The sequence below is a fragment of the Janthinobacterium sp. 61 genome (genome assembly GCF_002846335.1).
Lineage (GTDB): Bacteria > Pseudomonadota > Gammaproteobacteria > Burkholderiales > Burkholderiaceae_D > Janthinobacterium.
In genome coordinates, this window is the sequence record NZ_PJMQ01000001.1 from 5,274,931 (window position 1) to 5,301,473 (window position 26,543).

Here is a 26,543-nt window from a genome sequence, read left to right on the forward strand (position 1 = left end):
TTCAGTGCACGGCGCGGCCGGGCACGGCCGCCAGGATCACGTCCAGCGCCGGGTGCATGATCTTGCGTTCGTTCGAGATGACGTAAAACTGCTCGCGCAGGGACGAGGCGTCACCGACCAGCACGGCGCCGAATTGCTCCTCGATATCGGCCGCCAGGCTGGCCGAGGCGAAGAACAGGCCCAGGCCCTTGCGGCCGAAGGCGTTGAGCATGGCGTTGTCTTCGAATTCACCGACCACGTCGGGGCGCACGCCCTGCTGCACCATCCATTCGTCGATGCGTCCACGCAGGGCGTTATTGCGCGCGGGCAGCAGAAATGGCGCGCCGTGCAGGCTGTGCGGGAAATTATCGCGGTAGTGTTCGGCCAGCGCGGGGATGGCGAACAGCTTCATGGCGCTTTCGCCCCACAGGTGGCTGGACACGCGCAGGCTGGCGCCGGCCGGCACGGCGCGGTCCGTCAATACCAGGTCCAGCTTGTGCAGGGCCAGGTCGGCCAGCAGGGACTCGAATTCATCTTCCAGGCACACCAGCTTGACGGGCTTGTCCAGGCTGCGCGTGGCGTCGAGCATGCGGTAGGCCATCAGTTTCGGCAGGGAATCGGAAATGCCCACGGTCAGGCGCATCTTTTCCGCGTCGGTGTCGGCCAGCGCTTCCTGCATCTGTTCACCGAGCAGGAAAATCTGGTCCGCGTAGCCGAGCGCCAGCCGGCCCGCTTCCGTCGGCACCAAACGCCGTCCCTGCGGCTGCAGCAGGGACTTGCCCAGTTCCTTTTCCAGCAAGGCCAACTGGGTGCTGATGGTTTGCACGGCCAGGCCCAGGCGTTCGGCCGCGCGCGTCACGCCGCCTTCCTTGGCGACTACCCAAAAGAAATACAAATGGCGGTAATTGAAACCGGTAGTTTTCATCGTGAGGGCCTATCTTCTGTTTTTACGAAGTAATACTTCCATTATCTTCTATTTTTAAATGTGTCACACATCCCTATACTACGTTCCATTGAATTTGGATAAAGGGGAACTATCGATGAAACATTTCAGAGTGTCATTTTTAGTGACATTTATCTGCTTGGGAATTTCCGCCTGGTGGGGTTACACGCACGGTGGCGTGTCGACCATGCTGTCGGCATTGGGCATTGCGGTGATCCTGGGCGTGATGGAAGTGTCGCTGTCGTTTGACAACGCGGTGGTCAATGCCTCGGTGCTGAAGAACTGGGACAAGTTCTGGCAGAACCTGTTCTTGGGCGTGGGTATCATCATCGCCGTGTTCGGCATGCGTCTGCTGTTCCCGCTGGTCATCGTGGCGCAAGCGGCGGACCTGGGCTTGATGGAAGTGTGGAATCTGGCCCTGAGCAACCCGGAACAGTATTCGATGCACCTGACGAATCACCATGCGGAAGTGGCGGCTTTCGGCGGCATTTTCCTGCTGCTGGTGTTCCTGAACTTCCTGCTGGACTCGGAAAAAGAAACGCACTGGCTGGGCCGTATTGAAGAAAAACTGGGCGCGCTGGGCAAGATCTCCTCGATTTCCGTGATGATCGCGCTGGGTACCCTGATGGTCAGCCTGTCGATGATCGAAGAAGGCCAGAAGCTGGTGGTCTTGACGGCCGGCTTGTGGGGCATCCTGACCTACGTGGGCGTCGATGTGATCAGTGGCTTGCTGGAAGGCGATAACGGCGACGGCAACATGGGCGACATCATCAAGCGCGGCGGTATTGGCGGCTTCCTGTACCTGGAAGTGCTCGACGCCTCGTTCAGCTTTGACGGCGTGATCGGCGCGTTTGCCATCACCAAGGATGTCGTGATCATCATGCTGGGTCTGGCGATTGGCGCGATGTTCGTGCGGTCGATGACGGTGTTCCTGGTACGCAAGGGTACGCTCGACGAGTTCGTTTATCTGGAGCACGGCGCGCACTATGCGATCGGTATCCTGGCCGTGATCATGTTGGTCAGCATGAAGTTCCACATTCCCGAGATCTTCACGGGTCTGATCGGTGTGGCCTTCATTCTCGCCTCGCTGTGGTCGTCGATCCGCTACAAGCGCAGGATGGCCCTCGAAGAAGGCAAGATGGAAGCGCTGGAACCAGTCAAGGCAACAGTAGCCTAAAGAATGCGCGGCAAACGACTACACCGGTTTGTCGGCAAGTTGTAGCAAGCGTCGCCGCCGGCCTGGGGAGTCAGGCCGGTGGAGGGCGCCAGGTGTTATTTATTTCATTAGCTGGACTTTATTTCACATAGGAGAAATACATCATGGCAATCAGTCTGCAAAAAGGCGGCAACGTCAACCTGAGCAAGGAAGCTCCTGGCATTTCGAAAATGATCATCGGCCTGGGCTGGGATGCCCGCGCCACCGACGGCGCCGCCTTCGACATCGACGGTTCCGTGTTCCTGCTGAAGGCCGATGGCAAGGTACGCGCCGACGTCGACATGATTTTCTACAACAACCTGAAATCGAGCGACGGCTCCGTCACCCACTCGGGCGACAACACCACCGGCGCCGGCGATGGCGACGATGAAACCGTCATCGTCGACCTGGCCACCGTGCCAGCCGAGATCGACAAGATCGCCGTCTGCGTGACGATCCACGATGCCGAAGCGCGCAAGCAAAACTTTGGTATGGTATCGAAGGCTTACGTGCGTTGCGTGAATGCCAACGGCAACACGGAAATCGCCCGCTTCGACCTGTCGGAAGACGGTTCGGCGGAAACGGCCATGGTCTTCGGTGAAATCTACCGCAATGGCGCCGATTGGAAATTCAAGGCCATCGGCCAGGGCTACAAGGGCGGTCTGGGTCCTTTGGCAGCCTCGTTCGGCGTCGGTGTGTAAGGTAGCCACACCAAACCTACTGCGCGGTGCGCTTTGCGGCCGGCGATGCTCACCGTACTAAAGTACGGTTGCGCTTCTCGGCCACAAATCACATCCGCTCGCTACGGTTTTGTGCGGCACCGTTATTCTGTAGTAAGGGCGGCGGTTTAGCCCGACACCATCATCATCGTCAAGGAAGGAACAGTTGTATGCCAGTTTTCAATATTACCGGGGACGTCGACCCGTTCCTGCATGTGTCGCTTGCCAAAGGCGAGAAGATTTATTGCGAATCCAACGCGATGGTGATGATGGAAACCAATCTTGAGCTGAAAGGCAAGATGACTGGCGGCATAGGCGCGGCGCTGATGCGCACCTTTGCCAACGGGGAATCGTTCTTTCAGCAGCATATCGAGGCCATGCGGGGCGACGGCGACTGCCTGCTGTCGCCCACCTTGCCCGGCGCGATGCGGGTGCTCGAGGTGGGCGCCCAGCAATACATGATCAGCGACGGCGCCTTCGTGGCGGCCAGTGCTGGCGTGGAATTGAAGGTGCGCACGCAAAGCCTTGGCAATGCGCTGTTTGCCCAGAGCGGTGGTTTTTTCATCACCGAGACGGCAGGCAGCGGCCAGTTGGCGGTATCCGGTTTTGGCGCGATGTCGATACTGGAAGTGACGCCTGGCAAGGACGTGGTGATCGATAACGCCCACGTCGTGTGCTGGGATAACCGCCTGCAATACGAAATTTCCATGACGACCGGCAGCAGCGGCGGCTTTCTGGGTAATTTGATCAATAGCCAGACCAGCGGCGAGGGCATGGTGCTGAAGTTTTCAGGCACGGGGAAAATCCTCGTATGCTCGCGCAATCGCGCGGCCTTCCTCGCCTGGACCCAAAGCAAGCCGGCGTAACACGTAGTTGATGTAACCAACCAAACAGGAGCAATGCGTATGTCTGTCAATTTGAGCAAAGGCCAGAAGATTTCTCTGGACAAAGAAGCTGGTGCCACCCTGACCCGTATCACCATGGGCCTGGGCTGGGATGCCGTGAAGACCAAGGGTTTCCTGGGTTTCGGTTCGAAGACGGAAGCCGTCGACCTGGACGCCTCGTGCGTCATGTTCGATGAAAACAAGAGCACGTCCGATATCGTCTGGTTCCGCCAGCTGAAAAGCAAGGACGGCAGCATTGTCCACACGGGCGACAACCGCACGGGCGCGGGCGATGGCGACGACGAACAGATCAATGTCGATCTGTCGAAAGTGCCGGCGAACGTGAAAAGCCTGGTCTTCACCGTCAACAGCTTTACTGGCCAGAACTTCTCGCAGGTGGAAAACGCCTATTGCCGCATCTTGAATGCCAGCAATAACCAGGAAGTCGCGCGTTTCAATCTGTCTGTGCAAGGTTCCCACACGGCACAGATCATGGCCAAGCTGTACCGCCATAACGGCGAATGGAAGATGCACGCCATCGGAGAAAACGGCAACGGTCGCACCTTTGACGACTTGATGCCGCAAATTGCCGTGCATCTATAAGGAGCAGTACGCAGCGGGCGGGGGACGGACCGGATACCGGCCCTTGTCCGCTGCTCTATATTGAAGGAGAGTATGTCGTGATGCGATTGCTGATAGCCTTGCTATTTCCGTGTCTCACGTTTTTCATGCTGGGGCGCACGCTGGCCGGTGCCGCCGCCTTGATTTTGCAGTGCACTGTGATCGGCTGGGCGCCGGCGGCCCTGTGGGCCCTGTACACGGTGAACCAGCATAAAACGGAGCAGGAACTGGAAGGTGCATTAAGCCGCAGCTACATGCGCAGGCGTAGTCGGTTGATCTAAGTCAACCGGGCGCTTGGAATCCTTGCGCTAAAGCCCGCACGAGCGATCGTGCGGGCTTTTTTGTGCGCGCTCACTTCTTGCAGCGTATCGGCACATTCACAGAATTGCCGTCCGAACTCAGGTTGCGGTACTGCAAATCTTCGCTTTCGATGGCAAAGCGGGGCACGGCGTGCACATAGCGCTGCTTGCAGACGGTGTCGTCATTGATCAGCCGGCCCGCCAGCATGTAGTCGCACAGGGCGAAGCGCGATTCCTCATCGTCGAGGATCAGTACGCGCGCGGCGCTGTACAGGGCCGATTGCAAGACGTCCGGGCTGCAGTTTTCCGGGCCCGTCAGTTTCAAATGGGTTTTTGTCTGCGTAGCCAGGCGTTGCAGCTTGACGAGGGCGGCGCGCTCTTCCTTGCGCGCCCCATCGACTCGCGCATCGCCGCTGGACAGGCGCAGCGCCAGCGAGGCGATCTGGTCGATGGAAATATGCCAGGCAAAGCCTTCCAGCCGCGTGCGGATCTGGCCGGGCAAGGGATCGGCCGCATCGACTTCGCAGCGGTACTGGCCCAGGTGGGGGCGGCACAGCACGGGAATGGCAAAGGCCGAAGTGCGTTTGCCCTTGACGAATTTCTGGCTCAGATCGCCAAAATTTTCATGCGTGATGGTGTCGAAGCGGGCTTGCCCAAAGCCCATCTTGACGAGGTTTTCCTTGCGCTGGCGTGAAAACAGCGCGTCGACGGCATCGTAGATATTCTTGTTGAAAATGCGGTCCAGCGGCTGGCGTTCGTCCGACATCTTTTCAAACACGGCGCTGGAATTGGGCGCGTTGGCATCGATGGAAATGAGGATGAAGGGCTTGCTGTTCAGGCGCGGCGGCACGACGGCCATGTCGTTGCCATACAGCTGCGTCAGGGCCACGTCCCACAGGGTTTCCACGCCCAGGTTATCCGCCGCACCGCCGTCGAACAGATGCACGTAGGACGGCGATTCGCGCGATTCGGAACCGAGTTCCGGCACGAAACTGTTTTTTGGCCGGAAACGCTCGAAGGTGACGGAATCGAACACGCCGGGAAAGGCGGCCGAGGTGGCTACAGCCGTGGCCAGGCGGATATCCTGGATCGGCGAATGCAGGGTGCCGTAAAAATACTCATAGGAAAACACCACGCGCTTGCCGCCATCGGTGGCGTCCGTCGCATTGGCCAGGAAGATGGGGCCGTCATGCGGCAAGTCCTGGTAGGTTTTCTTATCGTACAGCACATCGTCAAACACGTCGGACAGGAACGATGTGCGCGTCTTGTTCGTCAACAACATCGTCGTCAGGTTGGCGGGTTTCAGGATGGTCTGGCCGAAGAAATCCGTTTTCAGCTTGCTGCGCAGCAAGGGCCAGTCCGTCTGCTTGCCATGCAGCGCATAGTAGCCGCCCGCGATGGCGCCGCCCGAGACGCCGGAAATGGCCGAGGCGCCGCTGACGAGGCCGAATTCTTCCAGCTGCTCCAGCGAGGCGGCCGAGAAATTGGCCGCCCGGCTGCCGCCGCCGGACAGGGCGATGCCGATGAAGTGGTCGTTGGGCATGGGCTTCTGGATGCGCGCCTTGGGCGCGTCAATGCGCAGGCGCGGTGCTTCCTGCACGGTAAATGTGCGGTTTTCGACGCCGCTGTTGGGGCGCAGGGCGAGTACCGTGCAGCCGCTCAGCAGCGCAAGGAGGATAAAGGATGCGAACAAAGGTGGATGCATGCGTGGTCTGTGCGTAGTCATTGCTTGGGATACGGACGGAAACGTGTGCGATTCTAGCAAATAAGCATTACCTGCCCAGCTGAAACGCCAGAATGGCCGCGTTATAGCCCGCATGCACGAGCATGGGTGCCAGCAGCGATGCGCTGCGCTCGTACGCCAGTCCCGTGCAAAGTCCCAGCACGAACACGGGCAGCATCGACGCGGGAGGATGCACGATGGCAAACAGGGCGGCGGCGATGCCGATCGCTTGCCAGGCGGGCAGCGAGCGGCGCAGGCCGCCCTGAATCAGGCCGCGGAAGATGAATTCCTCGCACAGGGGCGCGGCCAGCACCGTCAAGCCCAGCAGCCACATGCCGTTCCACGGATTGCCGCCCAAGGGCGCTGCCGCCGGCGGCTGCAGTAGCAGTGCGTAGGCGATGCCGCAGAGGGCCGCCACGGCCGCGCCCGCCGCACCCCAGCGCCCGGGGTGCCGGCCTGCTCCGATGCGCGGCACGTCGGCCGTCTTGCTGCGCCAATACACGAGGCGCACCAGCGCGTACGTGAGCGCGCCGGCGCCGCCGAAAGCGATGGCTACTTGCGCCAGCGGTTCGGCCACTTTGCCTTTGAGCAGGAGCAAGGCCAGGGTCTGCAAGGTGAAAAACAGCATGGCGGCGATCAGGCCGTCCGACGCGGAAACTTTGGCTGGCGGCGAGGCGGCCGGGTCGAGCAGGTAAGGCACTTCATCGCGCGCCTTTTGCCACAGGGCCACAGCCAGTGCCGCCGTCAGCACGACGAAGGCCAACTGCTGCGCCAGGCTGCCGGCCGCCAGCGCGGCGACGTACAGGCCGGTGAGCAGCAAATACAGATACATATACGTGGGGCGCATCTTTGCCGTTGCCTCGGTGGCCAGCGGGTCGCTGGCAAACACACCCAGCGCCACGGCGATCACCGCGTACATGGGAATGCCGGCCAGGGCCAGCAGCATCAGGCCCGCCGTCTGCCAGGACCAGGCTGGCAGCCAGGCCAGCGCCGCGCCAAACAGCATCACCGGGTAGAGCAGGGCCAGCACGGCCCAGAGCTGCGCCTTTTGCCGCAGCGCCTGCTCGACGCTGACGGGAAAGGTGTACAGCAGCCACAGCGCGCCGCCTTCCTTGTTGAGGGTCTGGAAGGCCGACATCATCAGCACATAGGTCCCGAGGAAAAAGCCGGTGGAGGCCAGCAGGACGGGATGCTCCAGCAGCGCGTGCAGGTTGCGCGCCTGGCCCGTAAACAGGGCCTGGCCGCCGAGGATCAGCAGGGGCAGCAGCAGGGTTTGCACCATGAAGTTACGGTCGCGTGCCAGCAGCGTCAGTTCACGGCGCTGTATCACCGTGCCGATGCGCGCGAAGCACGTGCCGGCAGGCAGCGCTATCGGGGCACTCTTGCGGCTGGCCTCGCGCTGGCCCGCGCCGACCACGCCGTGACGCAGCTGGTGGCGCAGGATGGCCATGCCCAGCCACATCAACAGCAGTACTTGCGCCAGCAGCAGGACGGCTGGCAGCAGCATTGCTGCCACGTCGGATGCATTGAGCAGGCGCAGCAGCAATCCCGGCGGCGTCCAGGCGCTCCAGGCGGGCATGGTAATCGCCCACGCATACGCGTAGCCACCCGTACCCACACCGAAGGACATGCCCATATACATGGGAAACAGGCCGGCTACCGAGATCAATGCCTGCAGGTTGCCCAGCTGGGCAGGGCTGAGCGACAGGCGCAAGCCCGTGTCGACCAGGGTGCGCAGCATGGCGGCCAGGGCCAGCAGGAGCAGGCTGGCGAGCAGTCCGGACAGTGGTGCAAGCCAGCCCTGGCCCGAATACCAGGCGATCACGGTGGTGCTGGGCCACAAGGCCAGCAAGCCGGCTGGATTGACGACCGTGCGTTCGAGCACGCGCGCCCACAGCATGGTACTTTTCTCGACGGGTAGGGTGACCAGCCATTCCAGGTCCCAGTCCGGCTTCGACAACTCTCCCATACCCAGCGGCAGCAGGACGCTGACCAGCCACAACAGCGCCAACTGCAGGGTCAGGCCGCCCATCAGCAGCGCGCTGAAGGGAGTGTGGATGAGCTGGTTGATGACGGGGTCGAGCAACTGGCTGCTGGTTTGCATGCTGCCTTTGGCCTGGCAGGCGGCCACCTGGTCCAGCAGGCAATGCATGTTCAGCAGGCTATGGCGGGCGATATTGCCGAAGGAAAAGAGCATGGGCAGTACCAGCAGCACGCCCAGCAGCCAGCGCCCCCGTCTCTTGCCGGGCGTGGCGGCGCGGCTTGTATTGTTTTTTTGGAAGGAAAAGCTCCGGCCGCTGACGTTGAGCAGGCGCTGCAGGCGCAAGCGGGTCAGCAGCCAGACGGCGCGCCAGTTGTCGGGTGGCACGGGCGTCACGCGGTGGCCGTTTCATCGGTGAGTTGCAGGAAAATGTCTTCCAGGCTGCCCTCGCTGGATAGCTGATGGCGGATATCGTCCAGGCTGCCCGTGGCAACGAGGGCGCCCCGATGAATGATGGCGACGCGGCTGCACAGCTTTTGCGCCATGTCGAGCAAGTGCGTGGAGACAAAAATCGTGGTGCCGGCCGCAGCGATGCGCAGCAAGCGTTCCTGTACGTCGCGCGAGGCGCGCGGGTCGAGGCCGTTGATCGGCTCGTCGAGGATCAGCACGGCCGGATCGTGGATCAGCGCACAGGCCAGGCCCAGTTTTTTTTTCATGCCCAGCGAGTAGTTGACGGCAAAATCTTCGCTCGCCTCGTCCAGGCCGAACTCCTTCAGCAGCCGCGCCGTGCGCACGGCGGCCTCGGCGCGTGGATAGCCATGCATTTCGGCCACGAACTGCAGGATTTCACGGCCCCGCAAATAATCGTAAAAGATGGGATTGTCGGGCAGATATCCCACCTTGCGCTTGACGGCGGCGCCGTCGCTGTGGCAATCGAGGCCATCGACCAGGACACGGCCGCTGCTGGGAACGAGTATGCCCATCAGCATGCGGATGGTGGTGGTCTTGCCGGCCCCGTTCGGACCCAGGAAGCCGAAGACTTCCCCCTTGCCTACCTGCAAGGTCAGCGGCTTGACGGCCTCGAACGTGCCGTACTGTTTGGACAAGCTTTCAAAGGCAATCATCAGGCATCCCGCAAAAAAGGTCGATGGCAGGATGATAGCCTGACACTCGCCGTCCGCAGGGGATGCCTGCGTCTTTAATGGTGCAGCATGACGCCCGTGGCGATGCAGGAGATGATCGCCACGCTCATGGTCAGGCCATATGCCGTTATCAGGAGCGCCCAGCGGCAGAGGGTAGCGAATTTTCCGCTCGGATACACCCGCCACATGGCCCAGGGCAGATAGGCCAGCAGCCAGGCGCCGAGCATGAGGCGGACGATATCGATGGGGATCAGGGTCATCAGCGCCATCGTGACGAACGCGAAGGCATTTGCATGCAGGGCGAACAGGAAATGCTCGCCATAGCGGCGCCCGCTGCCCAGGTAGAGGATCTTCAGATACAGGGCGAACAGCGGCATCAGGCAAAACATGGCGTACGGTGCGTAATGGAAAAAGCTTTCCCTGATGAGCTTTTGTTTTCCGGCCGCGGGCAGTTGCTGAAAGTCCTGCCACTGATGTGGCAGCGTGGGTGTCTGGCCCAGGATGCGTATCTGCATCTGCGATGGCCGGTTTTCTGGCGCCTCAGGGGAGACGTGGGCGCTCTCCTGGACTTGCTCGCCATTGTGTACCTGCAGGAATTCGAAGTCGCCAAATTTGAGGATGGCAAAGAACAGGATGCTGAAGGTCAGGTAGACGCGCAGCGGCTCGACGTAACGCACGCGGCGTCCTGTAATGTACTCATTCGTCAGCGCGCCGGGGCGAAACAGCAGCAAGGCCAGGGTACGCCAGAGCTTGCCTTCGAGCGCCACATAATGCGCGACAAATTCATGCAGGAATTCGCGTGCGCTGGGCACATGCAGGGTAGTGGCCTGGCCACAGGCGCTGCAGAAGTTGCCTGGCGCGTCGGTGTTGCAGTTATGGCAGGTGCTGGCGGGACTTGCGCTGGACGACACTGTTTTCAAGATGGACTCTTTCTATAGCCGAAAGGGAAAAATGAGCGCTCAAGAGCGCAGCATATGATGAATGAAAACAATGATAAAAGGGCATTTTTCTCGCCGTAGTTGCTACAGAGATACAAAATACCTACGCCGTTCAGCCGCCAGCGAAGGCGGCCAGCAGGCGCCGTTCGCCAGCCGGTGTGAGGTGCAGGGCGCGGCTGTCGAGTTCGCGCTCGGCCCAGCGCTGGCGCAGGGCCAGCTGCAGGATGGCCGCCCCCAGCGCGCCACCCAGGTGGGCGCGCCGTTCGCTCCAGTCCAGGCAGGCACAGGCGAAGCGGCGGCGCTGCAGCTGCAGTTGCGGCACGTCGATGCCCAGGGCCGCGATGCCGGCCGCGCCCGCTTCGGACAGGCGATATTCTCCGCCATCGTCCAGCAGCCAGCCTTGCGCGTGCAACTGGTCGTGCAGGGTGACAGCGACGGTGCCGGCCATGTGATCGTAGCAGGTGCGCGCATGGCGCAAGCGGTCCGGCGTGGTGGGCGTAAAGGGCATTGCCGGCACGCCGGCCACCACCAGCAGCGCTTCCAGCGCCCGTGCCACCTCTGCATTGGCCAGGCGGTAATAGCGGTGCTTGCCCTGCGCCACCATCGACAGCAAGCCATCGTCGCGCAGGCGCGCCAGATGGGCGCTGGCCGTCGAAGCGCCGGCCTCGGCCAGTGCCGCCAATTCCGTGGCCGTACGCGCGTGGCCATCGAGCAGTCTGCACAGCATGCGCGCGCGCGCCGGTTCGGCGATGGCGCCTGCCAGCTGTGCCAGGCGTACATCGGCCGTGTGGGGAAGGGTGCTGTCATCCATGATTCGTTCGCGGGCGAAGTGTTGTAGCGGGAGGAGCAGCATACTCGTGTCCCTATCTCACTGCAATGGAATGCGCATGCCGCTCGCTGATCCCACCGATCCTTTTTCTGCCGTCACCCACGCGGCGCCGTATGACTACTATCGCCGCCTGGCGGACGGTCCGCCCCTGCGATTCGAGGCGCAGCTCGATGGCTGGCTGGCGACGGGCATGGCCGGCGTGCAGGCCGTGCTGGCGCATCCCGCCTGCCGCGTGCGCCCGCCTGGACAGGGCGTGCCGCACAAGCTGGCGGGCACGCCGTGCGGCGCGATTTTTGCCGAACTGGTGCGTATGAACGATGGCGAGCGGCATGCCGTGCCGAAACAGGTGCTGGCGCGTGCGCTGGGCCAGGTGGACCTGGCGCGCCTGCATGCGCGCACCCTGCATCTGGCGCAAGAGCAGCTGCCCGGCAGCGCCACCCGGCTGAATGATGCGCTGTTCGAACTGCCCCTGTTCGTCATGGCGGACTTGCTGGGTTTTGCGCCAGCGCAATGGCCGCTGCTGGCCGTCTGGACGCGCGATTTCGTCGCCTGCCTGTCGCCGCTGAGCAATGGCGCGCAGCTGGCCGGAGCGCAGGCGGCAGCCGAGGCGCTGTTGCAACGCTTCACGGTCTTGCTGCGGGAGGGAGTGGTGCTGCCCGGCAGCTTGCTGGACGATATTGTCGCCGGGGCGCGGCAGGCAGGCTGGCACGCATCGGGCGGCGTGCTGGCCAATCTGGTGGGTCTGCTGTCGCAGACCTGCGACGCCACGGCCGGCTTGCTGGGCAATGCCATCGTGGCCTTGCGCACCCAAGCGGACTTTCTGCCGCGACTGCGTGCGGCGCCACAGCTGTGGCCAGCCATGTTGCGCGAGGTCAGCCGGCAGGATCCCGCCATTCACAACACGCGCCGCTACACGGTGGAAGACGTGGAGTTCAATGGCGTGTGCGTGCCGGCCGGGCAGATGATCGTCGTCGTGCTGGCCAGCGCCGGCCATACGGAGGCAGGCTTTGGCCATGGCCGCCACGCCTGTCCGGGCCAGGCTATCGCGCATGTGATCGGCACGGCTTGCCTGCAGGCATGGGCCGAGGGCCTGGAGCGCATGCCGCTGGCGTGGAGTTATTTGCCGTCGCTGAACGCCCGCATCCCTGTCTTTTGCGCGGGAGGAATAGCATGATCGCCGTGATTTTCGAAGTCTGGCCCAGTGCCGGAGGGCGCCAGCAGTACCTGGACCTGGCAGCCGCGTTGCGGCCCCTGCTCGACGAGGTCGACGGTTTCATTTCCATCGAACGCTTCAGCAGCCTGAGCGAGCCAGGCAAATTGCTGTCGCTATCCTTCTTTCGCGATGAAGCGGCGCTGGCGCAGTGGCGGCAGCGCGAGGCGCACCGCGCGGCGCAGTCGGCCGGCCGGTACGGCGTGTTTGATGATTACCGGCTGCGTATTGCCGCCGTGGTACGCGATTACGGCATGCTTGACCGGCAACAGGCGCCCACCGACAGTCGCCAGCGCCACGATGCCTAGCGTTTAGCGGGGCAGCGCCCCCTGCGTGATTTTTACTTTGACCCGGTACGTGGGCTCGGCCGCGTTCAGGGCGGGCGGCGTGGCGGGGTCGACGTCGAGCAGCGTGAACGTCAGGTGCCTGATGCTGACGGAACTGGCGGCGCCGGGCATGGAATCGGACAAGACGATGTCCGTGGCGCCCGCGCTGTTGAGCAAGCTGAAACTGTAGCTGACGTAGCCTTTCCACACGCACACGGCACCCTTGCGGCAGCGGCTGTCGTTGACACGCTCCAGTTTCAGGGTGTCGGTGGCTGTAATGGCGACTTGCTGGCCTGGCGAGAGCACGTGGGTGACGCTGCGCGGCGTGTTTTCCGCGTCGCCGGTGCTGCCGGCCGCGCCGCAGCCAGCCAGCGCTGCCAGGAAGGCAAAAAACAGGGGAAGTAACAGGGTAGGGCAAAAGCGGGTCAGATTAGGCATGTTTTTCCTTTCAGGTAGAACGTCCCTGGCGCGGCGTCCACGCATGGGATAATAATAACAAAATGATATTTTCCTGGCGCACCATAGGCGCGTTGCGGATGAATTGATGCGCCGGCCACGCGGCGCGCCGATTACTGCGTAGAATGGCTGTTTTGAAAATCAGGAAACAACCATGAAAAAAACTGCCCTGGCGAAAAGCGATGCCAAGAAACTGATGGGAAAGATGAATGTTCCCGGCGCCGGTGCATTCGGTAAGGAAGCGGTGGTCGTCGACCGCCGCGAGCAGCGCAAGCGCGATCAGGCCCTGGGCCTGGTGCCATTCGCCGTCAAACTGAACAGCGATCTGGTCTTGCAATTGCAGACACTGGCCAAGGAGCGCGGCGCAGATCTGAATGAATTGGTCGCCGAAATCCTGGTCAAGGGCTTGGCTGCAGCTTAATAAGCTGCCATGTTTATCTGTTGATAAACATCAAGTAATAAAACTAAAAGGCGCCTTGCGGCGCCTTTTGCATTGCGGAATGGCTTTCTTTATACGTAAGCTGCCAGCGCGCCCTTCATTTTTTTCAGCGCCGCCACTTCGATCTGGCGGATGCGCTCGGCCGATACGCCGAACTCTTCTGCCAAAGCGTGCAAGGTGGCGCCGGAACCGTCGTCGTTGGCCAGCCAGCGCGCTTCGATGATGCGGCGCGAACGGGCGTCCAGCTTGGACAGTGCCGTTTCCAGGCCTTCCGATTGCAGGCGCGTCACTTGTTCCGCTTCCAGCACCTTGGTCGGTTCGCTTTGCTCCGACGACAGGTAGGCGATCGGCGAAAACTTGTCGTCTTCATCGTCGGTCGGCGATTCCAGCGCGATGTCGCGGCCGCTCAGGCGCGTTTCCATCTCGATCACTTCTTCGCGCTTCACGTCGAGCAGCTTGGCCAAGGCATCGATCTGTTTCGGCGTCATCGCGTCCAGGCCCGTCTTGTGGCTGCGCAGGTTGAAGAACAGCTTGCGCTGTGCCTTCGTCGTTGCAACCTTGACCAGGCGCCAGTTTTTCAGGATGTACTCATGCATCTCGGCTTTCACCCAGTGCATGGCGTACGACACCAGGCGCACGCCCTGGTCCGGATCGAATCGTTTCACGGCTTTCATCAAGCCGATATTGCCTTCCTGAATCAGGTCGGCATGTGGCAAGCCATAGCCCAGGTAGCCGCGGGCAATCGAGACCACCAGGCGCAGGTGCGACAGCACCAGCTCTTGCGCGGCGGCCAGGTCATTTTTTTCGCGCAGGCGTTTCGCCAGCGAAATTTCTTCGTCGTGGGTCAACATGGGCAGGCGGTTCACGGCCGAGATATAGGCGTCGATATTGCCCAGATTGCCAGTGAACCCGAGGCCCAGCGCATTACTTTTGGTCGGAACCAATGCGGATGTTGCGGACATCATAGTCATGTTTTCTCCCTCGTAGTCTTGCTTTGTTCCAGTTGGCCATGTCACGCGACGTGGCCCGATAGTCTGTTCGTTTTGCGTATTCGGTCTTGCACTTGCAGATCGCGGCTCCATCTATATCTGGCGCTCATGGCGGTTCTGCTGTTGGTATGTCCCTATATTAGCACTCTCTGCTTGAGAGTGCCAATCAGCACATTTAATCGTCCTGATAGCCTAAATGCTATGGCGGTTTGCTAGTTGATAATTTATCTAAAACGCGCCGCCAAGGCGCATGGTTGCTGCAGTGTGTGCACCTGCCCCCTCGCGCCTGAGAGGGCTGCACGGCTCGCTACGACAACATGGCTAGTCTACGGCCTCTGGCTGAAGCGAACCTTAAGAATACTTGCTAAATATCAAGATAACCACAACATGGCGTGGATGGTAAAAAACAAGGAGAGGGTGAGGCGCACGGCGGCGCCTGGGGCGCCGCCGTGGGAGTGACGGTCAGTTCAGGCGCGCCAGGTGGCGCTGTACGCAGAGGAAGGCGCCGATCAGGCCCAGGCCGGCGCTGACGGCCAGCAAGCCGGCCATCGGCAGCGGTGCCAGCGGCACCAGCTGGAATTCGGACGCATACAGGCGGGCAAACTCGGCAATCGCCGTGTTCAGCGGATGCAAGGCCAGCGCCACGGCGCCCAGGGCCAGCGCGCCGGCGCACAAGCCCAGCAGGGCGCCCGTGTAATAGAAGGGGCGGTGAATGAAGGTGTCGGTGGCGCCGATCAATTTCGAGATGCTGATTTCATCGCGCTGCTGCATTACTTGCAGGCGGATGGTATTGAAGACAACAGCGATCACGGCCACGCCCAGGGTAATGGCCAGCAGCAGCAGCACCAGGCGCAGCACGCCCAGCAGAGCCGCCAGGCGCTTGACCCAGGCCGAATCGACTTGCGCCGATTCCACGAATGGCAGATGGCGCAACTGTTCCGCCACCGCATCGACATCCTGCGCTTCGCTGGCGCTGCTGAATGCGTCCAGTTTCAGCACATAGCTGTCGGGCAGGGGATTGTCGCCCAGAGTGCTGAGCACGTCGGCCAGGCCGTTCTTGTTTTTCAGGGTGTCGAGTGCCTGTTCGCGGGGGATGAAGACGATCTTCGCCTTTTGCTCGCCCACGATCTTGCGCATGGCGCTGGCCAGGGCCACGGCTTGCTCGCGCGGCGTGTCGATCTTCAGGAAAACGCTGATTTCCGGATCGACCGACATCTGTTCCGACATGGGGCGTACATTATCGAGCATGGTCAGGCCGGCGAACGGCAGCGACAGGGCGATGGCGACGACCAGCACGTTCAATAGGAAGCCGCCCGGCGACTTGCGCAAATGAATCAGCGCCGAACCCAGCGCGAAGCGGTGTTGACGGAACCAGCCTCTCATGCCTGTTCTCCCTGCGCGTCATCCGGGCCAGGTGGCGGGGCAAAATCGGGATCGGGCGGCGCGAAGACGGGTGCTTGCGTGGCCTTGTCGATGGCCACCAGCTGGCCGTTTTTCAGGTGGATCACGCGGGCGGCGGCGTCGAGCATCTGTTCGTCATGGCTGGAAATGAGGCAGGTCACGCCCACGGAATGAAAGGCTTTCAGGGCGTCGAGCACCTTGTTGGCGCTGGCGCGGTCCAGGTTGGCCGTCGGTTCATCGGCGAGGATGATTTGTGGCCGGTTGACGATGGCGCGCGCGATGGACACGCGCTGCTGTTCGCCGCCCGACAGCGACAGGGGACGCGCCATGGCGCGGTCCAGCAATCCCACTTTGTCGAGCGCGGCGCGCGCGCGCTGCTCGGCGGCCGCCTTGTGTGCGCCGACGACGAGCAGTGGCAGCATGACATTGGCCAGGATGGAGCGGTCGTTCAATAGTTTTTGTTGCTGGAAGATCAAGCCCATGTTACGGCGCAAAAACGGCACGCCAGCCGGCTTGATCTTCGCCATGTCCTGGCCATTGACGATCAGCTTGCCCGAGCTGGGGCGTTCCATGGCGGCGATCATTTTCAGCAGGGTGGATTTGCCGGCGCCGGACGGGCCGGCCAGAAAGACCAGCTCGCCTTTGGCAATACTGAGCGAAATGTCGCTAAGCGCCACGGCGTCGGGGGAGTATTGCTTGGAGACGTGCTGAAATTCAATCATGTATAGGCTTATCCGAGCAGCGCTTCGACAAATTCGGCAGCCACGAAAGGCTGCAAGTCTTCAATTTTCTCACCGATGCCGATGAAATACACGGGCACGGGGCGCACGCGGGCGATCGCCGCCAGCACGCCGCCCTTGGCGGTCCCGTCCAGCTTGGTGATTACCAGGCCGCTCAACTGCAGGGCATCGTCGAAGGCCTTTACTTGCGTCAAGGCGTTCTGGCCCGTGTTGCCGTCGATGACGAGCAGGGTTTCATGGGGGGCGCCCTCCATGCCTTTGCCGATCACGCGCTTGATTTTCTTTAATTCTTCCATCAGGTGCAGCTGCGTCGGCAAGCGGCCTGCCGTGTCGACCATCACCACGTCGATGCCGCGCGCTTTTGCCGATTGCACGGAGTCGTAGGCCACGGCGGCCGGGTCGCCCGATTCCTGCGAAATCACGGTGACGTTGTTGCGCTCGCCCCAGACCATCAGCTGCTCGCGCGCGGCGGCGCGGAAGGTGTCGCCGGCGGCCAGCAGCACGGACTGGTTGTTCGATTGCATGTGCTTGGCCAGCTTGCCGATGGTGGTGGTCTTGCCGGCGCCATTCACACCGGAAATCATCATCACCAGGGGCTTGTGACGGCCCAGTTCGAAGCGCTTTTCCAGCGGGCTCAGGAGGTCGATCAGCAGCACCTTCAGCGCGGCCTTCACGGCGGCGGCGTCGAGCAGCTTGTCTTCCTTGACTTTTTTCTTCAATTCCGTGAGCAGGAATTCGGTGGCGTCGATGCCCGCGTCGGACATCAGCAGGGCCGCTTCCAGCTCTTCGTACAGGGCGTCGTCGATCTTTGCGCCGACGAACAGCACGGATAAGGTGTTCGAGGTTTTCGACAGGCCGGCCTTGAGGCGCGTCATCCACGATTTTTTCTCGGGTTCAGCGGCCACGATGACGGGCACGAGCTCGGCCGGCGCGCCGCTCAGCGGCGCAGCGGCAGGCTGCGGGGCAGGCGGCGTGGCGGCGGGAAGGACGAGGGGCTCGGCTGGCGCAGCCTCGGGAGTGACGGGTTTTTTCTTGAAGAAACTAAACATGGATGTGTGGTGGCGGGTGCTGACCTAAGGCCCGGCGGCGCCGGACACTGTTGTTACGGGCTATTCTACCAGAGCGCGCCCGGCCCTTCATGCTTTACTGTTCGATTGGCAACATTGCGTGGCTATCCACGGAGATCGCCGCAGTTGCTCCGCTTTCCAGCCGGTTCAGTGTGTTTGCAGGGCGCGCGCCTGGTGGCGGCGGCGCCAGTCGGCGATGCTTTCGTCGACTTGCCGCAAGTCCAGCACATGCAAAAAGGGCGGCGGTTGCCTGGTCAGCACGGGACTGCGTCCGCCAGCCCACAATTCCATGTCTGGCGGCAAGCACCCGTGCAGCTGCTGCAGGCTGTCGCGCGTCTGCTTTTGCTTGCTGGCGCTGGAAAACGACAGCGCCACGATGTCGGCCCGTTGCACGCGGGCGGCCGCGACGATGTCGGTCAGCGGCGTTTCCACCCCCAGCGACATGCAATGGGCCCCGGCCGCCGCACATAGCGCCTCGGCCATCAGCAGCCCCAGGCCATGACGTTCCTGCGGCAAGGTACTGAGGACGATGCGCGGCGTGCGCGTGGACGGGCTGCTTGCCTGCGGCAGGGAAAAAATGGCATGGCGCATTACCGTCTGCAAGGTTTCGCTATATAGATGCTCTTCATACACGGCCAATTCGCCGCAGGCCCACGCTTCGCCAACCATGGCCGTGAGGGGCGCGATGACGTCGATGGTAAAGGCTTTCAAGCCCAGCACGGCCAAGGCCTGGCGCAGGGCACCGGCCAGTTCCGCCATCTGGTGGCCACGGCACAGGGACAGGTAGTACGCCAGTTGCGGTTGCGGCGCAGGCGGCGCCGCGTTGCCGGCGCTGGCTAGTTGCTGCAGTTGCAAGGTGCTGTGCTGCATGATTTTGCCCGGGCGAAATCCGAGATCCAGCAGGCGCTTGACCATGCGCAATTTTTGCACTTGCTCGGCCGGATAGCTGCGCTCGCCAAAGGCATCGCGCTGTGGCTGGGGAAAGGCGTAGCGGCGTTCCCAGACACGCAAGGTTTCCTTGGCCAGCCCCGTGTCGCGCTCGACGTCGCTGATGCTGAAGGCGGAAGGGGGGTGCAGCGGTTGCAAATCAGTATCCATACAGAGGGCTTGCTCGCATGCCAAAAGAACGTGGGAAGCATTTTACGCCTTCCTTCGCCCGGGACCAAATAGCTGAATCCGATTGAAAGTTGCCAGCGTATAAGTTTGTGAGCGGCAAGCGCCCTCATTGACATAGATCAATATTTGACTGACTATGCAGAAAAGTTATTTTGTCCAGGACAAATATGAAACGGGTGCAGCCATGAAGATCGCCGTCGTCGGTGCAGGAATAGCAGGTTTGTCGTGTGCCTATCGCCTGGCGCAGGCCGGCCAGGACGTGACCTTGTATGAGGCGGGTGACTATTTTGGCGGTCACAGCCATACGGTGGACGTCACGCTTGATGGTGTCACGCATGGCGTCGACACGGGTTTTCTCGTGTTCAATCACGCCACTTACCCGAACCTGGTGCAACTGTTCCGGGAACTGGGCGTCGAGGCGGCCGACAGCGATATGTCGTTTTCCGTGAAAATGCCCTTGGGCACTACGCCCGATGCCCGCGTGCTGGAATGGGCGGGCGCCAATTTTGATACCGTGTTTACCCAGCGCAGCAACCTGCTGCGCCCCGCCTTTCTGCGCATGCTGCGCGATATTGTGCGCTTCAACCGTCAGGCCAGCGCCTTGGCCACGGCGAGCGTTCCGGCGCCGGCCATGTCACTGGGCGAGTTCCTGGACCTGCACGGCTATGGTGACGAATTCCGCCACTGGTACCTGTTGCCGATGGCTGCCTGCATCTGGTCGTGCCCGGCGCGCCAGATGCTGGCCTTTCCCTTGGCGACGTTTATTCGTTTCTGCCACAACCATGGCTTGCTGCAAGTGAGTGACCGGCCCCAGTGGCGCACGGTGCGCGGCGGCTCGCGTGTTTATGTGGAAAAACTGCTGGCGGGCATCCCTCAGCAGCGCCTGGCGTGCCCGGTGCTCGCCGTGCGCCGCCAGCCGCACGGCGGCGCGCGCATGGTCGAGCTGCACACGGCCGCCGGCGTCGAGCATGTCGATCATGTGGTGCTCGCTTGCCACAGCGACCAGTCGCTGGCCTTGCTGGCCGATATCCGCGACGACGAGCGCGGTGTGCTCGAAGCCGTGCGCTACCAGCCCAATCGCGCTGTGCTGCATACGGATGCATCCTGCCTGCCGCAGCGTCGCAAGGCCTGGTCGGCCTGGAATTATCAGGGCAGGCCGGCTGCGCACGGCGATGCGCCGCAGGTATGCGTACATTATTTGCTGAACCAGTTACAGCCGCTGCCATTCAGCACGCCCGTCATCGTCTCGCTCAATCCGCTCGACGAGCCCAATCCGGCGTCCATCATCGATGAGTTTTCCTATGCCCACCCCGTGTTCGACGGCGCCGCCATTGCCGCCCAGGCGCGCCTGGCCGGGTTCCAGGGAGCGCAGCACACGTGGTTTGCGGGTGCCTGGACGGGCTACGGTTTCCATGAAGACGGCTTGAAGTCGGGCCTGGGCGTGGCCGAAGCGCTGAACGGCATGGCGTCGGCGGAGCTCGGCCATGCCGCGTGATCCCTCGCCGCCCGTGCCGCCGCAGCCGCAGCTGTGCCTTGGGCGGGTGCGCCATGCGCGGCTGCGTCCGCGCGCGCATGCTTTTAGTTACGGCATGTTTTATCTGCGCCTGCCTTTGCGCAGCATGGGCGCGCACGACTTTCCTGCCCGCCTGATCTCGCGCAATGGCGCCAACGTGCTGGCCTTCCGCGACAGCGACCATGGCGATGGCACGACGCCGCTGCTGGAGTGGATCGACGGCGTGCTGCGCCAGCATGGCGTGCCGGACGCGGACGGCGAAATCTGGCTGCAAACCATGCCGTGCATGTTCGGCTATGTCTTTAATCCCGTCAGTTTCTGGTTTTGCCACCGCCCCGATGGCGCGCTGCGCGCCGTGTTGTGCGATGTGCGCAATACCTTTGGCGAGCGCCACCTGTATCTGCTCGAACAGGGCGGCGCCATCGCCTATGGCAGTGAGTTGCGCGCCAAGAAGATTTTCCATGTCTCGCCATTTTGCAAGGTGGAAGGACAGTACCGATTCCGTTTCCTGCGCAACAACGACAAGGGCGGCGAGCGCCACCTGGCCCGGGTCGATTACGACGACCTCGACGGTCCGATTCTGGAAACGAGCTTGTCCGGCACGGCGCAGCCGCTGCGCGACGGCGCCATTGCCTGGGCCTTGCTGCGTTACCCCCTGATGACGTTTGGCGTGATGGTGCGCATCCATTGGCAAGCTTTGCGCCTGTGGCTGCGCCGCGTGCCGTTTTTCAGCAAACCCCACCCTCCACAAGAAAAGGTCTCCTGATGAGCTCTGACTCCCTACCGACCGGCATGCATGCGCGCAGCAGTGTACGTCCTGATCTCCTGAGCGACCACGCGCATCTGGACCTGCCCGCCACCGGGCGCATGATTCTGCGCCTGCTGCAGAAATTACAATATGGCGCCCTGCGCCTGCGCACGCCGGATGGCAGTATCTTGTTGTACGGCGATGGCAGCCACCCCGTCACCCTGGATTTGCACAACTGGCGCCTGTGCTCGGCCGTTCTGCGCTCGGGCGACATCGGCTTTGCCGAAACGTTTATCGCGGGCGACTGGCGCACCGACAATTTGCCGGGCTTGATCGAATTGATGATACGCAACCGTGCGCAGATCGAGTCCTTGATCTATGGCAACTGGTGGGGCAACCTGATCTATAAGGTGCGCCATCTGCTGCACCGCAATTCGCGCGCCGGCAGCAAGAAGAATATCCACGCCCATTACGACATTGGCAACGCCTTTTATCAGCTGTGGCTGGACCCGTCGATGACGTATTCGAGCGCGCTGTTTACCGAAGGCGCCAGCCTGGAACAGGCGCAGCTGGCGAAATACCGGCGCATCGCCGACCAGCTGCAGCTGCAGCTGCAGCCGCAGCTGGGCCAGCGCGTGCTGGAAATCGGCTGCGGCTGGGGCGGCTTTGCGGAAACGGCGGCGCGTGACTATGGCGCCCACGTGACGGGCCTGACCTTGTCGACCGAACAGCTGGCGTATGCGCGCCAGCGCCTGCACGAGGCGGGGCTGGCCAGCCTGGCCGATTTGCAGCTGTGCGATTACCGCGACAGCCACGGCCAGTACGACGCCATCGCTTCGATAGAGATGTTCGAAGCGGTGGGGCAAAGCTACTGGCCCGGCTATTTCGCCTGCGTGGCGCACAACTTGAAGCGCGGCGGGCGTGCCTGCATCCAGACCATCGTCATCGCCGATGAATTGTTCGAGCGCTACAGCAAGAGCACTGACTTCATCCAGCAATACATTTTTCCGGGTGGCATGCTGCCTTCGCCGGCCGAGTTTCGCCGCGCCGCCGAGGCGCAGGGCTTGCGCGTAGTGGACGCCTTCAGCTTTGGCCTCGATTACGCGGAAACCCTGCGCCTGTGGCGCGCCAGCTTCCTGGCCCAGCGAACGGCGCTGGAAAAGCAGGGTTTTGATGGCCGTTTCCTGCTGACCTGGGAGTTTTACCTGGCCTATTGCGAAGCGGCCTTCCAGGCGCACAACACGGACGTCATGCAATTTACTCTGGTCAAGGAGTGATCATGCGCCGCTTGCTTACTGCTGTTGTGCTGTCCTTGACCATGTACGGTGCCGTGGCCGCGCCCCCGGCCTTTGTGAATGTGGACGTGCCCGAGGCCCGCCTGGCGGGGGAGGGCGACTATACGTGGTTCGGCATGCGTATTTATCGAGCGCAACTGTGGGTGGGCGCACAAGGCTACCAGGGCGCGGCGTCGGCAACGGCGCCTTTTGTGCTGGAATTGCGCTACGCGCGCGCCCTCGATGGCAAGAAGATTGCCGAGGCCAGCTATGAGCAGATGCAAAAACTGGGCGTGGGAACGGAACAGCAACGCCTGGCGTGGCTGGCCACCATGCAGCGCATCTTTCCGGACGTCAAGGAAGGCCAGCGTATCGCGGGCGCCTATCGGGCCGGCATCGCGCCCGGCGTGCGCTTTTATCTCGATGGCAAGATGCTGGCCGATGTGAGCGATGGCGACTTCGCGCGCGCTTTCTTCGCCATCTGGCTGTCGCCCGAGTCGACGGCGCCGAAGCTGCGGGCGGCCTTGCTGCAGAGTGCGGCGCCGCTGCCATGAGCAGCGGGACCAGCGCCTTGACCTTGCCTGCCTTGTTCAGTTATGGCCTGTTCGGTTTGCCGCTGGCCATGCTGGCGCTGCCCATCTATATATATGTTGCGCCATTTTATGCGCAGCGCAGCAGCCTTGATCTGGCGCAAATCGGCGCCGTGCTGCTGGCGGCCCGCATTGCCGCCGCCTTCATCGATCCCGCCATGGGCGCCTGGATGGCGCGCGGCGGGCGCAGCTATGCCGTACTGGTCGGTGCCGCGCTGCCCTTGCTGCTGCTGGGCTTTGGCGCCCTGTTCCATCCGCCGCTCCTGTCGCATGGGGCGACCCTGGCATGGTTCCTGGCGTCCTTGTTGCTCGTGTATTCCGCCTATGGCCTGGCCGGCATCGCGCACCAGAGCTGGGGCGCGGCGCTGAGTCAGGCGCCCACGCAGCGGGCGCGGGTGGCGGCCGTGCGGGAAGGCTGCGGCTTGCTCGGCGTTATCCTGGCGGCGGCACTGACTTCCGTGCTCGGCTATGACGGCTTGTCGCTGGCCTTTGCCGTCTGCCTGCTGGCGACGGGCGCGCTGTTGCTGGCGCGCGCGCCGCGGCCGACCTCGCGCAGTGCCGGGGACGTGATCGTCGGCAGTGGCTGGAAAGTCCCGTTGCGCCAGCGCGCATTTCGCTGGCTGTTCGCCGTCTTGCTCGTCAATGGCGTAGCCGCCGCCATCCCCGCCACCCTGTTCCTGTTCTTTGCCGGCGATTATTTGCGCCTGGGGCATTACGCGGGGCCGTTCCTGATTGTGTATTTTTGTGCGGCAGCCGCTTCGATGCCCCTTTGGGTGGCGCTGGCGCGCCGCTTTGGCGAAGCGCGCGCCTGGGGCGGCGCCATGCTGCTGGCGGCCAGCGTGTTTGTCTGGGCGTATGGCTTGGACGCGGGCGCCGCGTGGGGCTTTGCCAGCATCTGCTTGCTTTCGGGCTTGGCGCTGGGTGCCGACCTGGCCTTGCCGCCGGCCCTGCTGGCAGGGTTGATCGGCGCGGCGGGCCACGCCAGGCGGCATGAGGCGGCGTACTTCGGCTGGTGGAACTGGGGCGTGCAGATGAGCCTGGCGCTGGCGGCCGGCATCGCCTTGCCCTTGCTGGCCTGGCTGGGTTATGTGCCGGGCAGCAGCAGCGGCTTGCCAGCCTTGTCGGCTGCCTACGCCTTGCTGCCCTGCGCCCTGAAACTGCTGGCGGCGCTGCTGCTGTGGCGCGCGCCTTTACAACATATATATAGTGAAACCAGGGAGTAGCGACTATGCACCTCATGAGATCCTGCCAACGCGGCATTACGGCGACGGCCTTGCTGCTGGCACTGGCCGCCTGTTCCACGCCACCCACACCGGCCATGTACGCGCAGGAACTGCCCGTGCTGGATCTGCAACAGTACTTCAATGGCACGCTCGATGCCCACGGCATCTTCCAGGACCGGTCGGGCAAGGTGGTCAAGCGCTTCACGGTGGTGATGCGGGCCAGCTGGGCGGGCGAGACGGGCACCCTGGACGAGGATTTCACGTATTCGGACGGCAGCCGCCAGCGGCGCGTGTGGACCCTGCGCAAGACGGCGCCCGGGCGCTTCATCGGCACGGCGCCCGACGTGGTCGGCGAGGCCATCGGCGAAGTGGCCGGTAATGCGCTGCGCTGGCAATACGTGCTGGCGCTGCCCGTCGATGGCACGGTCTACCACGTCGACTTCGAGGACTGGATGTTCCTGATGGATGACAAGGTCATGCTCAACCGCGCCGCCATGAGCAAATTCGGCTTCAGCCTGGGCGCCGTCACTTTATCGTTCAGCAAGCGTCCACAGGCGGTCCCATGAATCGCAAGATCACCAGCTGGGCCGGCAAGCGCGTGTGGATCATCGGCGCGTCCAGCGGCATCGGCGCCGCGTGCGCCACCTTGCTGCTGGAGCAGGGCGCGTGCGTAGCCTTGTCGGCCCGCCATCGCGCCAGCCTGGAGCAGCTGTGCCAGGGACAGCCGCTGGCGCAGGCATTACCGCTCGATATCACCCAGCCCGCGCAGCTACGGGGCGTCTGTGCGCAGCTGCAGCTGCAGTGGACGCATATCGACCTGATACTGGTGGTGGCCGGCGGCTATCAGGCCATGCGCGCCGACAGTTTCGATCTTGAGGCTGCCCAGAGCTTGCTGGCCTTGAATGTGGGCGGCGTCTTCAATTGCCTGGAGCAGGCCTTGCCGTGGTTGTTGCGCCAGGGTAGCGGCGGCATCGGCATCGTCGCCTCGGTGGCCGGCTATGGCGGCTTGCCCAAGGCGCTCGCGTATGGCGCCAGCAAGGCGGCGCTGATCAACCTGACGGAGTCGCTGTATCTGGATTTGCATCCACGCGGGATTGATGTGTATCAAATCAACCCGGGTTTTGTCGCCACGCCCCTGACGGCGGACAATGATTTCAAGATGCCCGCCCTGATGACGGCGCACGACGCCGCCGCCGCCATGCTCGACGGCATCGAGCGGGGCCAGTTTCACATCCACTTTCCCAAACGCTTTACGAATACCCTGCGCCTGGCGCGGCTGTTGCCGTACCGCGCCTATTTTTGGCTGATCCGCAAAGTGACGGGTGTATGAGCGCAAGCATGCCGGAGACGGAGCGCGTGGAGGAGGCGTTGGCGCGCCTGGTGGCGTTTTATGAGCACCTGAGCCTCGAAAACCTGGCGCAACTGGGCGCCGTCTATGCGCCGGACGCCCATTTCAAGGATCCTTTCAACGAGGTGGTGGGGCATGCCGCCATCCTGGCCATCTTCGAGCACATGTTCGTGCAAGTCGACGCGCCCCGGTTTGTCGTGCTGGAAAGCCTGGGGCAGGGGCAGCAGGCGTTCCTGACGTGGGAGTTTCGCTTCCGCATGAAACGACTGGTCTCTGGCGATCAATGTATTCGTGGCGCAACCCATGTGCGCTTCGATGCGCAGGGACGGGTGCTTATGCATCGCGATTATTGGGATGCGGCGGAAGAATTGTATGAAAAATTGCCGTTGCTGGGCGGCCTCATGCGCCTGCTCCGGCGGGCCAGCCAGCGCTAGTATTGTTTCTTGATGCTTTAAGCAAAAAATGCGAAAAAGAAAAAGTAAATTGTGCGGATTCGGGCGCGTAAAAACTTGATTTCGCTCAAAGTGTCGTTTTTTTGACACAAATTTGTCAAAATATTTAGAAGGCAACATTGTAAGAAATTGTTTCAATTGATGCGCAATTTGCAAGCAAGAGTCGTCCTCATCCGCTTCGCTCTGTTCGCCGGCGCATGCGCTGGTAAACATGGAAAACATTTCTATGTGAGCAATTTAAATTACCGGAAAGTCAGTAATTTCATTGTCACTCTGGCTATTTTTTGGGAGCCTACGTCGACGTGAAAATTTGCGCCTACGCCCCTGAATAATGCGGCAACGCACCAAAAAAGCGCGCATTATTTCCCGTTTTTGGGCATTCGGCAGCAAACATCGGC

General features: G+C 62.2%; 28 protein-coding genes. 16 read left to right on the forward strand and 12 right to left on the reverse strand.

The genetic code is table 11. The annotated features are described in order from the left end of the window. Nucleotide 1: 1 nt before the first annotated feature. Nucleotides 2-904, reverse strand: coding sequence for a transcriptional activator NhaR (gene nhaR, locus CLU92_RS23975; RefSeq protein WP_101483897.1), 903 nt, complete (start codon nucleotides 902-904; stop codon nucleotides 2-4). 115 nt (nucleotides 905-1,019) lie between these two features. Between nhaR and CLU92_RS23980 the strand changes: the two genes are divergently transcribed. The 5 genes from CLU92_RS23980 (at nucleotide 1,020) to CLU92_RS24000 (ending at nucleotide 4,622) form a co-directional block, all read left to right on the forward strand. Continuing rightward, nucleotides 1,020-2,099, forward strand: coding sequence for a DUF475 domain-containing protein (locus CLU92_RS23980; protein WP_101483898.1), 1,080 nt, complete (start codon nucleotides 1,020-1,022; stop codon nucleotides 2,097-2,099). Nucleotides 2,100-2,242: 143 nt separating this feature from the next. Then, on the forward strand, nucleotides 2,243-2,818 hold the full coding sequence (locus CLU92_RS23985; RefSeq protein WP_034784897.1) for a TerD family protein: 576 nt from the start codon (nucleotides 2,243-2,245) through the stop codon (nucleotides 2,816-2,818). 188 nt (nucleotides 2,819-3,006) lie between these two features. After that, nucleotides 3,007-3,702: a TIGR00266 family protein gene (locus CLU92_RS23990; protein WP_101483899.1), complete on the forward strand. Its 696-nt coding sequence runs from the start codon at nucleotides 3,007-3,009 to the stop codon at nucleotides 3,700-3,702. A gap of 39 nt (nucleotides 3,703-3,741) precedes the next feature. Continuing rightward, on the forward strand, nucleotides 3,742-4,323 hold the full coding sequence (locus tag CLU92_RS23995) for a TerD family protein (protein WP_101483900.1): 582 nt from the start codon (nucleotides 3,742-3,744) through the stop codon (nucleotides 4,321-4,323). Between the two features lie 80 nt (nucleotides 4,324-4,403). After that, on the forward strand, nucleotides 4,404-4,622 hold the full coding sequence (locus CLU92_RS24000) for a YqaE/Pmp3 family membrane protein (protein ID WP_101483901.1): 219 nt from the start codon (nucleotides 4,404-4,406) through the stop codon (nucleotides 4,620-4,622). A gap of 70 nt (nucleotides 4,623-4,692) precedes the next feature. Here CLU92_RS24000 and CLU92_RS24005 read toward each other — a convergent pair whose 3' ends face one another. From CLU92_RS24005 to CLU92_RS24025, 5 genes are all read right to left on the reverse strand, one after another. Beyond that, nucleotides 4,693-6,345, reverse strand: a complete 1,653-nt coding sequence (locus CLU92_RS24005; protein ID WP_166674639.1) for a patatin-like phospholipase family protein — start codon at nucleotides 6,343-6,345, stop codon at nucleotides 4,693-4,695. Between the two features lie 67 nt (nucleotides 6,346-6,412). Further along, on the reverse strand, nucleotides 6,413-8,740 hold the full coding sequence (locus CLU92_RS24010) for a CPBP family intramembrane glutamic endopeptidase (protein ID WP_101483903.1): 2,328 nt from the start codon (nucleotides 8,738-8,740) through the stop codon (nucleotides 6,413-6,415). Further along, nucleotides 8,737-9,468, reverse strand: coding sequence for an ABC transporter ATP-binding protein (locus CLU92_RS24015; RefSeq protein ID WP_101483904.1), 732 nt, complete (start codon nucleotides 9,466-9,468; stop codon nucleotides 8,737-8,739). The genes CLU92_RS24010 and CLU92_RS24015 overlap by 4 nt, the downstream gene beginning before the upstream one ends. 74 nt (nucleotides 9,469-9,542) lie before the next feature. Further along, the gene (locus tag CLU92_RS24020; RefSeq protein ID WP_257562702.1) at nucleotides 9,543-10,397 is read right to left on the reverse strand and encodes a DUF3667 domain-containing protein; all 855 of its coding nucleotides are present in this window, start codon (nucleotides 10,395-10,397) and stop codon (nucleotides 9,543-9,545) included. Nucleotides 10,398-10,536: 139 nt separating this feature from the next. Next, nucleotides 10,537-11,235 (reverse strand): helix-turn-helix transcriptional regulator, encoded by a 699-nt coding sequence (locus CLU92_RS24025; RefSeq protein ID WP_101484865.1) that lies wholly within the window; start codon nucleotides 11,233-11,235, stop codon nucleotides 10,537-10,539. A gap of 76 nt (nucleotides 11,236-11,311) precedes the next feature. On the opposite strand from CLU92_RS24025, the gene CLU92_RS24030 reads away from it, so the two are divergent. Together CLU92_RS24030 and CLU92_RS24035 are read left to right on the forward strand one after the other, a co-directional pair. After that, a complete protein-coding gene (locus CLU92_RS24030; RefSeq protein ID WP_101484866.1) occupies nucleotides 11,312-12,427 on the forward strand; it encodes a cytochrome P450 in 1,116 nt (371 codons plus the stop codon). After that, nucleotides 12,424-12,771 (forward strand): antibiotic biosynthesis monooxygenase, encoded by a 348-nt coding sequence (locus tag CLU92_RS24035; RefSeq protein ID WP_101483906.1) that lies wholly within the window; start codon nucleotides 12,424-12,426, stop codon nucleotides 12,769-12,771. The genes CLU92_RS24030 and CLU92_RS24035 overlap by 4 nt, the downstream gene beginning before the upstream one ends. Nucleotides 12,772-12,774: 3 nt before the next feature. On the opposite strand, the gene CLU92_RS24040 is transcribed toward CLU92_RS24035, so the two are convergent. Continuing rightward, the gene (locus CLU92_RS24040; protein WP_101483907.1) at nucleotides 12,775-13,227 is read right to left on the reverse strand and encodes a hypothetical protein; all 453 of its coding nucleotides are present in this window, start codon (nucleotides 13,225-13,227) and stop codon (nucleotides 12,775-12,777) included. A 172-nt stretch (nucleotides 13,228-13,399) separates the two neighbouring features. Between CLU92_RS24040 and CLU92_RS24045 the strand changes: the two genes are divergently transcribed. Further along, entirely contained in the window at nucleotides 13,400-13,666 is a 267-nt protein-coding gene (locus CLU92_RS24045) for a hypothetical protein (RefSeq protein WP_101483908.1), read from the forward strand. An 89-nt stretch (nucleotides 13,667-13,755) separates the two neighbouring features. On the opposite strand, the gene rpoH is transcribed toward CLU92_RS24045, so the two are convergent. The 5 genes from rpoH to CLU92_RS24070 all read right to left on the reverse strand — a co-directional run bounded on the left by rpoH (nucleotide 13,756) and on the right by CLU92_RS24070 (nucleotide 18,979). Next, nucleotides 13,756-14,649, reverse strand: coding sequence for an RNA polymerase sigma factor RpoH (gene rpoH, locus CLU92_RS24050; RefSeq protein WP_070222520.1), 894 nt, complete (start codon nucleotides 14,647-14,649; stop codon nucleotides 13,756-13,758). A 486-nt stretch (nucleotides 14,650-15,135) separates the two neighbouring features. Beyond that, on the reverse strand, nucleotides 15,136-16,056 hold the full coding sequence (ftsX, locus tag CLU92_RS24055) for a permease-like cell division protein FtsX (protein WP_101483909.1): 921 nt from the start codon (nucleotides 16,054-16,056) through the stop codon (nucleotides 15,136-15,138). Continuing rightward, entirely contained in the window at nucleotides 16,053-16,796 is a 744-nt protein-coding gene (locus CLU92_RS24060) for a cell division ATP-binding protein FtsE (protein ID WP_101483910.1), read from the reverse strand. The genes ftsX and CLU92_RS24060 overlap by 4 nt, the downstream gene beginning before the upstream one ends. A gap of 8 nt (nucleotides 16,797-16,804) precedes the next feature. Next, entirely contained in the window at nucleotides 16,805-17,863 is a 1,059-nt protein-coding gene (gene ftsY / locus CLU92_RS24065) for a signal recognition particle-docking protein FtsY (RefSeq protein WP_101483911.1), read from the reverse strand. Between the two features lie 165 nt (nucleotides 17,864-18,028). Next, complete coding sequence (locus CLU92_RS24070; RefSeq protein ID WP_101483912.1) at nucleotides 18,029-18,979, reverse strand: MerR family transcriptional regulator; 951 nt, start codon at nucleotides 18,977-18,979, stop codon at nucleotides 18,029-18,031. A 202-nt stretch (nucleotides 18,980-19,181) separates the two neighbouring features. Between CLU92_RS24070 and CLU92_RS24075 the strand changes: the two genes are divergently transcribed. The 8 genes from CLU92_RS24075 to CLU92_RS24110 are packed head-to-tail and all read left to right on the forward strand — an operon-like array spanning nucleotide 19,182 to nucleotide 26,127. Beyond that, nucleotides 19,182-20,492: an NAD(P)/FAD-dependent oxidoreductase gene (locus CLU92_RS24075; protein WP_101484867.1), complete on the forward strand. Its 1,311-nt coding sequence runs from the start codon at nucleotides 19,182-19,184 to the stop codon at nucleotides 20,490-20,492. Next, the gene (locus CLU92_RS24080) at nucleotides 20,482-21,276 is read left to right on the forward strand and encodes a DUF1365 domain-containing protein (RefSeq protein ID WP_101483913.1); all 795 of its coding nucleotides are present in this window, start codon (nucleotides 20,482-20,484) and stop codon (nucleotides 21,274-21,276) included. Before CLU92_RS24075 ends, CLU92_RS24080 begins: the two co-directional genes overlap by 11 nt. 26 nt (nucleotides 21,277-21,302) lie before the next feature. After that, nucleotides 21,303-22,535 carry a cyclopropane-fatty-acyl-phospholipid synthase family protein gene (locus CLU92_RS24085; protein ID WP_180338661.1) on the forward strand — a complete coding sequence of 411 codons (1,233 nt, stop codon included), beginning with the start codon at nucleotides 21,303-21,305 and terminating at the stop codon, nucleotides 22,533-22,535. Nucleotides 22,536-22,537: 2 nt separating this feature from the next. Beyond that, the gene (locus CLU92_RS24090; protein ID WP_101483914.1) at nucleotides 22,538-23,086 is read left to right on the forward strand and encodes a chalcone isomerase family protein; all 549 of its coding nucleotides are present in this window, start codon (nucleotides 22,538-22,540) and stop codon (nucleotides 23,084-23,086) included. Then, a complete protein-coding gene (locus CLU92_RS24095; protein WP_101483915.1) occupies nucleotides 23,083-24,345 on the forward strand; it encodes an MFS transporter in 1,263 nt (420 codons plus the stop codon). The genes CLU92_RS24090 and CLU92_RS24095 overlap by 4 nt, the downstream gene beginning before the upstream one ends. Before the next feature lie 14 nt (nucleotides 24,346-24,359). Further along, nucleotides 24,360-24,911 carry a DUF3833 domain-containing protein gene (locus tag CLU92_RS24100; protein ID WP_243857852.1) on the forward strand — a complete coding sequence of 184 codons (552 nt, stop codon included), beginning with the start codon at nucleotides 24,360-24,362 and terminating at the stop codon, nucleotides 24,909-24,911. Then, nucleotides 24,908-25,675, forward strand: coding sequence for an SDR family oxidoreductase (locus tag CLU92_RS24105; protein WP_101483917.1), 768 nt, complete (start codon nucleotides 24,908-24,910; stop codon nucleotides 25,673-25,675). The genes CLU92_RS24100 and CLU92_RS24105 overlap by 4 nt, the downstream gene beginning before the upstream one ends. Then, on the forward strand, nucleotides 25,672-26,127 hold the full coding sequence (locus tag CLU92_RS24110) for a nuclear transport factor 2 family protein (RefSeq protein WP_101483918.1): 456 nt from the start codon (nucleotides 25,672-25,674) through the stop codon (nucleotides 26,125-26,127). Before CLU92_RS24105 ends, CLU92_RS24110 begins: the two co-directional genes overlap by 4 nt. Nucleotides 26,128-26,543 lie beyond the last annotated feature (416 nt).